Raw genomic sequence first — 8,413 nt, 5'->3', positions numbered from 1 at the left:
GCGCGACGGCGCAGCTCAAGCGGATAACGGGAAGGTCGTGCCATGACTCGATCCTTTCATGAAATCGAGTCTCTACTGGAACCGGTGCGGTTCAGCTCGACGACGTAGCGGAGCTTGCCCAGGCCCTTGATGTTCGGGGCACCCTTGAGGGAGATGACCGGCAGGATCCTGCGGCGCCGCAGTTCCAGGCGTACGGCCTTCGAGTCGTATGCCTTGTCGCCCAGGACAGACTCGGGGCGCCGTCGCGGTCGGCCGGGCCGGCCAGCGACGGGCGGGATGCCATCGACCAGATTGAGGGTCTGGGTGATGTCGTTGACGTTCGCCGCGGTGGTGATGACTTTGAGTGGGGTGCCGCGTCCGTCGCAGATCAGGTGGTGTTTGCTGCCCGTCTTGCGCCGGTCGACCGGCGACGGACCGGTGTCGGCGCCCCCTTTTTCGCGCGGATGTGGGAACCATCCACGCAGGCCCGTGACCAGTCGAGTTCGCCGACCGCGTTCAGCTCTGCGAGCAGGACCTGGTGCAACCGGTCGAAGACCCCCGCCCCCTGCCACCGGTCCAGACGCCGCCAGCACGTCTGACCCGAGCCGAACCCCAGCTCCAGCGGTAGGAGTTGCCACGCTATGCCGTTGTAGAGGACGAACAGGATGCCCTGGAGGCAGAGCCGGTCCGGCACCGGTCTCGGCCCCGGCGACCGCTCCGGCCAAGGCGGCAGGAGCGGCTCAATCAGCGCCCACAAGTCGTCGTCCACGATCCACGGCCGAGTACTCACACCATCACGAACGGCCGAATCGTCACACCGGTCACGGCCAACCAGCACGTTTCACCAAGATCGTGTTACGAGCTCTTAGCTTCGGGCCGCCCATGGCCAACACAATTCTGTCCCGCATCGAACTTGCCAAGCGGCGATGCGATGTTGACGACCTCGTTGCCATCGCGGGTGCCCGGTGTCGCCCCTCGTCCTCCTCCAGGCACCGGACGTCGCCTGAGGCCCCCACTCATTCGCCTCCCGACTTCCCGATTAGGAGCCGCCCTCTTGCGCCGACCCACGCCCGCGCCCGCCCCCCACAGGTCCTCCGACGCCCCTCCGCCCCGCCTCTACCGTCCCGAGGAGATCGCAGACGCTCTCGGGTGCTCGGCCTGGTGGGTCAAGGACCGAGCGCGACGGCGCCTGATACCGCACACCCGGGTTGGCCGTGCCTACCGCTTCACCGCCGACCATCTCGCCGAGATCATCCGTCTCTACGAGGAGCGGCCGACCCAGCCTGCGCAGACTGCCGCACGGGCAACCGAACCGCTCTCCGAGCTCCGTGCGCAGACCGACTCCGCACAACCGCGCCGCCCCGTCATTGCTCCGGCGACTCGCCTGCAGGCCCGCCCGCCGCGCCGACAGCAGCAGTACGGCGCTGTCGCGTGACCCGATGGAATCTGCCGTAGACGATGACAACGAAGAGGGAGACAGCAGGACGTGGGTTTCGCGGAGAAGCGCGGAAACTACTGGCGCGGCCGGTACAAGGTCGCGCCTGGCAAGCACAACACGGTCGTCGACGAATACGGTAAGGCGATCAGGTTCGCCACCAAGGGCGAGGCTCAACGGGCAGCGGCCGAGGCCGAGAACAAGTTCCGTCGTGGCGACTGGCGCGACCCCGCACTCGGCCAGGAGACCTTCGGCGAGTACGCGAACCGCTGGTACGAGGCCCAGGACCTGGCCGCCTCCACCATGCAGAACTACAAGCGCCACATCGAGGAGCACCTGCTCCCCGACTTCGAGGACAAGGCGCTCGTCGGTATCCTGCGCACGGACGTCGACCTGTGGGAGAAGAAGGAGAAGGCCCTCTACGCGGCCTCCAGCGTCAAGACCTGGCGCTCGACGCTCCACCTGATCCTTGAAGACGCGATCGACGAGGGCCTGATCACCTCCAACCCGGCCACGCGCCGGCGCGGGCGCGGCAAGCGCGCCGGCCGCTCCCGAGACCGCGGCCCGGAGAAGGTCGTCACCGACCCGCTCGGCATCTTGCTGACCGCCGAACGGGCCGCCCTGCTCTCCGGCCGCGACGACGAGTTCGTCGCCGTGGTCCTCAAGGGCTACACCGGCATGCGCTGGGGCGAAATCGTCGGCCTGGAAACCGAGTTCGCCCGCATCGGTGCTGTGCGCGTGGAGTGGCAGCTGTATGAACTCGACACGGGCGAGCTAGTGCGCTGCCCGCCCAAGGACGACAGCTACCGCACCCTCGACGCGATGGACTGGCTGTCAGCTCTGGTCGCCAACCACATCGCCCGTACGAAGCCCGCGCCCTGTCCGTGCCACGGCAAGACCTATGTCTTCCGAGGGCAGGGAGCGGCCCGCACCGGCGGCCACCAGGGCCCGAAGCTCGTCGACGTCGCACGCCGAGCCGGAGTCTCCACGGGCACCGTGTCCAACATCCTCAACCACCCCGACCGCGTCACCGAAGCCACACGAGTGAAGGTGGAGCAAGCCGTCGCGGACCTCGGGTTCGTGCGGGGTGGCGTCGTATCGGAGCACGCCGCCCATTGGCGCAGGAACGGTTTTGCGACCTGGCTGTTCACTCCGGCGGTCTCCGGCTGGTACCCGAAGAAGGCACCGCAAGAGCCACGGCCTGTGCCGGTGCTCGGCGAGTCCTGGCCCGGCGTCCCGACAAGAGGGCGGGGCGCCAGCGAACGGGCAGACGCCTGCTGGCTCTCCATCGCCAAGGGCCTCACGCCCCACGGCCTTCGCCACACCCACCGGACCGTGATGGAGGACCTTGGCACGGAGAAGGTCCTTATGGACGAACGCATGGGCCACATCGACGGCTCCGTGTCGGCGCGGTACGCCCACGTCACCCCTGGCATGCGCAAGCGCCTTATGCACGGGCTGACCGAGCAATGGCAGGCAGCACTCGACGCTCGACTGGCTATGTGCCCCACATCGCCGGTGTGCATGCTCAACGAACTTCTGCGCTCGCGAAGGCTCGCTCTCCATAGCGTTGCCTAGGTGGGTTGGGCCCGGTGCCGAAGGCTCACAGTGCTGCCGGGCCCACCCGTCTCAAGTCCGAGGCGAAGGAGTCCCTCGTCAGCCCTCTGAAGTGTGCGGAGTACCGTTGGAAGCGATTCACTGATCAGGGCGCAGTGCTTCGCAGATCGCCTTCTGGACGGCTCGCCCGCTGCTTGAAGGCAACTACCTGTCCATCGGCTCTTGGTCGGCCGGAGCGTGTAGCCAAGGTGTTTGCGACCGGCTGTGGAGCGATGGACCGCAGGATCGTAGGCTGGATCGCCAGCTGGTCTGACGCGCGTAGATACGGTTTGTCCCCGTACTGTCGCTGTAGGAGGCTCCAGAGGAGCAGGGGGGCCTCCTGCCCTACCGACACGGGCTCCTCCTTGCGCCAGCCACGCTGAGTCAGCTGCACGTAGAGCGATCGCTTGCGGCTGTCGTCGATGTGCCCAACTGCGGCACCGCGAAGGATCAGGGCCTGCATCGACACACCCCATGTCTGCTTCCGGCGAGCGAAGCCTTCCAGGGTTAGACGGTCCGTGATCTCCTCTCGGGCTCTTTCATAGGGGACAAGCAGGGCGCCCGCGAATCGGTTTGCTTCACCCTCGGGATCTGCTGCGCGTGGCCTGAAGGTGTGGAGTACGAGGTGACCGAGTTCATGAGCCAGGGTGAACCGGTCCCGGTCGCCCTGTGCGCCGGGAAAGTACGCGATCAGTGCGGTCTCCCCGATACCGGCCCAGTATGAAACGCCGAAGTGCTTGTTCGTCGGGCTGACGGAGTCGCCCGTTGGATCGGGCAGCACGATGGGTGCAACCGCAATACCAGCGCGCTCAAGCGCACGCGTGAGGTGAGGGATGGGCTTGTCTGGGGCCAGGCGCAGGGCCTCGCGGGTCTGGGCTGCCAGTTCCTCGACGTCGCTTTGCGATAGCTCCGGTGCGCTGGCGAACGGGAGTGGCGGTGCCGGGTAGCCGGCCTTGTTGATGATCTCCTCTGTCACACGGAAGCTTTCGCCGTAGAACGCGCTGATCCGGCGTGTGACAGTCCGGCTCGCAGTTGCCATCTTGCGAAAGCGCAACGAGTCCAGTGGCACGGAGGAAGGCTGCGCGTAGAAGAAGCTCATCGGCGTATCGGTGGCTTCAGCGATCACGCGCAACCGGTCCTCGGCTGGCTCGCGCGCCCCTGTCTCAACCTGCGATGTCCAGCTTTGGCTGATTCCTGTCAGGCGGTGGAGGTCGGCACCGGTGAGCCCGAGGAGGTCACGGAGTGTCCGCAGCCGCTCACCAGGGGAAGCCTCCAGTGCCGTCGGCATCGTTCGTCTCCTCATCCGGAAGTTCGAGTTCTAGACCTTCATCTTGCGGCTCGAAGTGAAGGTCCCGCAGGTCGGACGCAGTGGCGAGCAGCGGAAAATCAAGATCGACAAGTTGTTCTTTGCCGAACCTCCACGTTCCGATGGTCCGTACTACCCGGAACAACGGCGCTCCCTCGGCATCGATACGCCAGAGGATAAGCAGGTCGTTGTCTTCCGGCCCCATCAGGGTCGGCTGGCCGAACTTCGTCAGGGGGCGGTTCTGGTAGAAGGCTCGCCGCTGACGGTTTGGCCCTGGGGCCGGGACGTGATCGTCCCTGAAGCCATGCAGCAGTCGGGTGCAGTACTCACCGTTCGTAAGCCACAGCTCACCGTTCCGGCGGTGGTTGCCGCTGAGCTTCCAGTCGCCGAGTCTGGCCGCCGCTGAGCCGAGGCGGTAGTGGACGAAGGCGCGGGTCATATGCGTGCGGATCCAGCCGTAGCTGTGGCCATTCATCTCGGGCACCTGAGTCCGCTGGTGCTGAACAGCCCACGCGAAGGCATCGTGAAGGGGTTCGCAGAGCTGCGCGGTGGCGTCGCGGATGTGCGCGACCTCATCCTTAATCACGTCCGTGAAAATATCACGGAAAAAGTTAAGGGTGTGGGTGGGTGACCATCAAAGATGCTGTCGCGCCAAAGGTTTGATGGCCACTCAGTAGCGGTCTGGGACGCGCGTAAGCACTGTCCTGCTGCATGGACCTCGACCACGTGGAACTGATCAGGAGGACAGGGACGAGGCCGAACTCCGCTGAGGTCCAGCTCGCCCGCTTGTAGGAGGAGGCTCCTGAGTCGGCCGCACGTGCCGTGGGGGAGACCTGGCGAACGCGTTGAGTAGGGCATAGCGGCAGCGCCGGGTTGTCACCTGCCTGCTATGCGAGTTGACCCCACTGTGAGGGAGGCCGGGGTGAGACCTTCAACGCCTGGTGGCCACTAGCACGCCGGTCTGACAATCGGGCCCCAAGGTCAGGCGATTCCGGTCGTTCGCCCGCTGGGGCGTGGGCTGATGGCGGCGTACCAGCGCGGACTGGGGCACACGACCTGACCAGTGCTTGAAGGACTGACTCGGTGGCCCGCGTGTGCCGACGTTTGGCGAGATTACGCCGGTCACTGCCAGATGAATCGTGATCTGCCCCGATTCTTGGGCGGGGCGCGGGGGCGCTCTCAACAACAACAGGCCATGGGGAGGAGATTCGGGTGGACAAGGACGAGGAGCTCATCTCGGCAGTGGGGGCACTGCTGTCGGATCCGCGGACGGATCCGGGCATCTGCGTCGAGACCGTTGGGCAGGCCGCTCGCGCGGTGGGGCTCCTCGAAGAGGGCCTTCGGAGTGGCCCTGGCGTCTTCCGGCTGATGGCCGAGGGAGGGCAAAAGGGCGCAGAAACTCTGTCATCGGATCGGCTGCAAGTCTTGTCCGAGATGGTGCAGAACGCTGACGACATGGGGGCTAGCCAGGTTCGGTTCATTTGGCGCCCCGAGGAGCTGTTGATCGCCCACGACGGCAGGGGCGTGCGACTGGCCGACATTCTGTTGCTCGGCTTGCCCTGGCTCAGTGGAAAGACCTCCGACGCGGAGGCCACCGGACGGTTCGGTATCGGGCTGGCGACGCTGCGTGCTCTCGCCACCACCTGGGAGGTGCACTGCCACCCCTTCCACGTCAGGTTCGCCGACTTGTCGATGCAGCCGGTCGAGGCACTGCAGGTACCAGAGCGGCTCGTGGGGCCAGAGTGGACGGTCTTCCGCATCCCTCTGGCTCCCGGCGTACTCCCAGCCTCAAACCTCTTCGCCTGGTTCGAGACATGGAACGACAGCTCTCTGCTCTTCCTCCGGAACGTACGGGAGGTCGAAGCCGTTCAAGACTTCCTGGACGAGGAGAGCACCGACGACGAAACGCCGTCGGTCACGCTCAGGCTGAGCTGGGCGGAGATCGGCCGACAAAAGCTCAGCGTTGACGGCGTGGAAGCGGTCGTTCGGATCCGTGAAGCGCGGGCGACTGGTGGGGCGTTGTGGCGGGTGTACGACACCCAGGTAGCACCACGCGACGCGAGTACACGCCGACACAAAGCGGTTGGCGCTTCCATGCCGATCGCCGTCGCGCTGCCGCTAGATGGGCCGGAGACAGGGAGTGTGCACGCGGGACTACCGGTGACCGAGTTGAAGGTCGCGACTCGCGTGCACGCCCAGTTCGACCCCGTGGTCAGCCGCGAAGGATTCGCAGCCAGCCGATGGAACGAGGAGCTGGTACCACTCGTCGCGGACCTCTGGGCGGCCGCTGCCCTCGACGTACTCTGCAATGGCGAACCGTCTGCGTGGCACCTCATCCCGTTGCCCTCTCCCTCCGACCCCTCGCCACCCGCCCGGCTCCAGGACAGTATTCGCGCAGCGTTGGTCGACCGCTCCCGCACATGGTTGGCACCTCGGCTCTCGCTGCCCTGCTCGGATGGGACCGTAAAGTCGCTCTCCGAGCTCGCTGTCGAGGAGTCACGGCTGTCGGACGTGCTGGACGACGAGGACATCGCCCGGCTGGCTGGGCTGCCAGATACATTCCCGCGACCCGCACGCGACGGTGCAGGTCGGTGGCGCGATGTCCTCACCGATTGGCGCGGCAACGGCGCCGCGGACCTTGCTGCTGAGGTAGGGGTCAGAGACGCACTCAACTCACTCGACAACACTGAGTACGACGTCGCACAGACCATCCGCCTCACGGCTGTTGCCATCGAGGGAAGACTCGATTTCCTGCTGCGCAGTCGGCCGTGTGTCATTACAGCCGACGGTCGGCGTCTGCAGCCGATGGCAGTCGACGTCGCTTTCGCGGAACATCAGGATGCCGGGCCGCGCGGCACCGGACCGTTGGATGCGCTGGACGTCGTTGTTGACCTCCATCCCGCTTACGTGCGCGAATCCGAGTGGCCCAGTCGTGTACTCGACTGGCTGGGGGCGCAGGGCTGTCTGGTACGGCGGGACGACACCGCGGCCGTGCTGCGCCGTATCGACCAGATGGGACGCGCGGGCAGACGAATCGGTGGTGACGCCGGGTGCGGAATTGAGCAGCTCGTGGCTCTTCAAAGGGCCTTGGGTGAAGTGTCCAAGAAGGTGCGAGAGCGGCTCGGCGCCGGCATCGGGCAGGCCGTACTCCTCGACGGTTACGCGTACGAGTCCGATGGCAACGAGCAGCCGTGCCGGGTGCTGCCAGCTCACGCATATCTGCCGCAGACGCTGGAGACTGCCGACGGAGACCGTTTCGCCGTTGCTGCGGGGAAGACTCCCGGTATCAGATGGGTACACCGTTCCTATGCTCGTGCCCTTCTGTCCCAAGCCGAGTGCGGGCTGAGTCGTACGGGGTTCCTGCGTCTCCTGGGGGTGTCCGACACGCCGAGGTTGAAGGAGCCTCCGCCTGGCTTGGCAACCAAGAAGTACGCGACGGACTCCCGTATCGGCTTGGCGCGCGACTGCGGGCCGTCGCCATCCGCTCGCACGAGTGCGTTGCGTCGAATGGGTGCGCAGTTCACGCTGGATGACCGCATCAGTCCGGACCTGGATGCCGTGGTGCAGCACATCGTCGCTGAGCAGAACTCGGAGGAGCGCAGGCGTCGTACGGCAGCCCTGCTGCAGACGCTGGGCAGGCCCGGAATGATCACGTCATCCGAGCACACAAAAGTCCAGGTGGCTGACGCGTACCGCGGATGGAACGTGCACGGTCAGACGAGTGCTCTCTGGGTGTGGCGGCTTCGGGAGGTCGCCTGGTTGGAGGACACCAGCGGCAACCTCCTCCCTCCGCGACAAGTGCACTTGTGTACGCGTGACGCACGGGCGCTGTACGGGCAGGACGACCCGGGGTATTTGCACCCTGCGATCCAGGAGGCAGTGGCCAACCGGACCGATGTCCTGGCGGCTCTTGGGACGAACGGTAATCCCGACATCCCTCAGTTGATGAAGCGTCTGAAGGAGCTGCGGAAGCGCACTACGACCTCCGGCCCGGTGGACGACTCAGAAGCCGTATCTCAACCGATCTTGGAACGTGCAAGTCGAACGGAGTTCCTGGTCGGGTGATTTTGCGGTCGTACGCGCATGAAGGCAGGGCC

7 protein-coding genes are annotated in these 8,413 nt (G+C 65.8%); 3 read left to right on the top strand and 4 right to left on the bottom strand.

Annotation, left to right across the window (positions count from 1 at the left end):
* Positions 1-56: 56 nt before the first annotated feature.
* Both ACGFYH_RS37050 and ACGFYH_RS37045 read right to left on the bottom strand, forming a co-directional pair.
* On the bottom strand, positions 57-368 hold the full coding sequence (locus ACGFYH_RS37050; protein WP_393807569.1) for a transposase: 312 nt from the start codon (positions 366-368) through the stop codon (positions 57-59).
* Positions 368-769, bottom strand: coding sequence for a transposase (locus tag ACGFYH_RS37045; protein WP_393807568.1), 402 nt, complete (start codon positions 767-769; stop codon positions 368-370). Before ACGFYH_RS37045 ends, ACGFYH_RS37050 begins: the two co-directional genes overlap by 1 nt.
* A gap of 264 nt (positions 770-1,033) precedes the next feature.
* Between ACGFYH_RS37045 and ACGFYH_RS37040 the strand changes: the two genes are divergently transcribed.
* Together ACGFYH_RS37040 and ACGFYH_RS37035 are read left to right on the top strand one after the other, a co-directional pair.
* Positions 1,034-1,414: a helix-turn-helix domain-containing protein gene (locus ACGFYH_RS37040; RefSeq protein WP_393807567.1), complete on the top strand. Its 381-nt coding sequence runs from the start codon at positions 1,034-1,036 to the stop codon at positions 1,412-1,414.
* A gap of 51 nt (positions 1,415-1,465) precedes the next feature.
* Complete coding sequence (locus tag ACGFYH_RS37035) at positions 1,466-2,992, top strand: LacI family DNA-binding transcriptional regulator (RefSeq protein ID WP_393807566.1); 1,527 nt, start codon at positions 1,466-1,468, stop codon at positions 2,990-2,992.
* Between the two features lie 124 nt (positions 2,993-3,116).
* Here the strand turns inward: ACGFYH_RS37035 and ACGFYH_RS37030 are convergent, their stop codons facing one another.
* Both ACGFYH_RS37030 and ACGFYH_RS37025 read right to left on the bottom strand, forming a co-directional pair.
* The gene (locus tag ACGFYH_RS37030; protein ID WP_269958912.1) at positions 3,117-4,298 is read right to left on the bottom strand and encodes an XRE family transcriptional regulator; all 1,182 of its coding nucleotides are present in this window, start codon (positions 4,296-4,298) and stop codon (positions 3,117-3,119) included.
* Complete coding sequence (locus ACGFYH_RS37025; RefSeq protein WP_393807565.1) at positions 4,267-4,902, bottom strand: hypothetical protein; 636 nt, start codon at positions 4,900-4,902, stop codon at positions 4,267-4,269. Before ACGFYH_RS37025 ends, ACGFYH_RS37030 begins: the two co-directional genes overlap by 32 nt.
* A 626-nt stretch (positions 4,903-5,528) precedes the next feature.
* Between ACGFYH_RS37025 and ACGFYH_RS37020 the strand changes: the two genes are divergently transcribed.
* On the top strand, positions 5,529-8,381 hold the full coding sequence (locus ACGFYH_RS37020) for a sacsin N-terminal ATP-binding-like domain-containing protein (protein ID WP_393807564.1): 2,853 nt from the start codon (positions 5,529-5,531) through the stop codon (positions 8,379-8,381).
* Positions 8,382-8,413 lie beyond the last annotated feature (32 nt).

The organism is Streptomyces sp. NPDC048392 (genome assembly GCF_043200575.1).
Lineage (GTDB): Bacteria > Actinomycetota > Actinomycetes > Streptomycetales > Streptomycetaceae > Streptomyces.
The sequence above is the reverse complement of the archived record's forward strand: the minus strand, read 5'-3'. Positions and strand labels throughout refer to the sequence as shown.

Excerpts from the sequence above, each read along its gene's own strand:
- ACGFYH_RS37030 (WP_269958912.1), bottom strand. The coding sequence starts at position 4,298 with ATGCCGACGGCACTGGAGGCTTCCCCTGGTGAGCGGCTGCGGACACTC.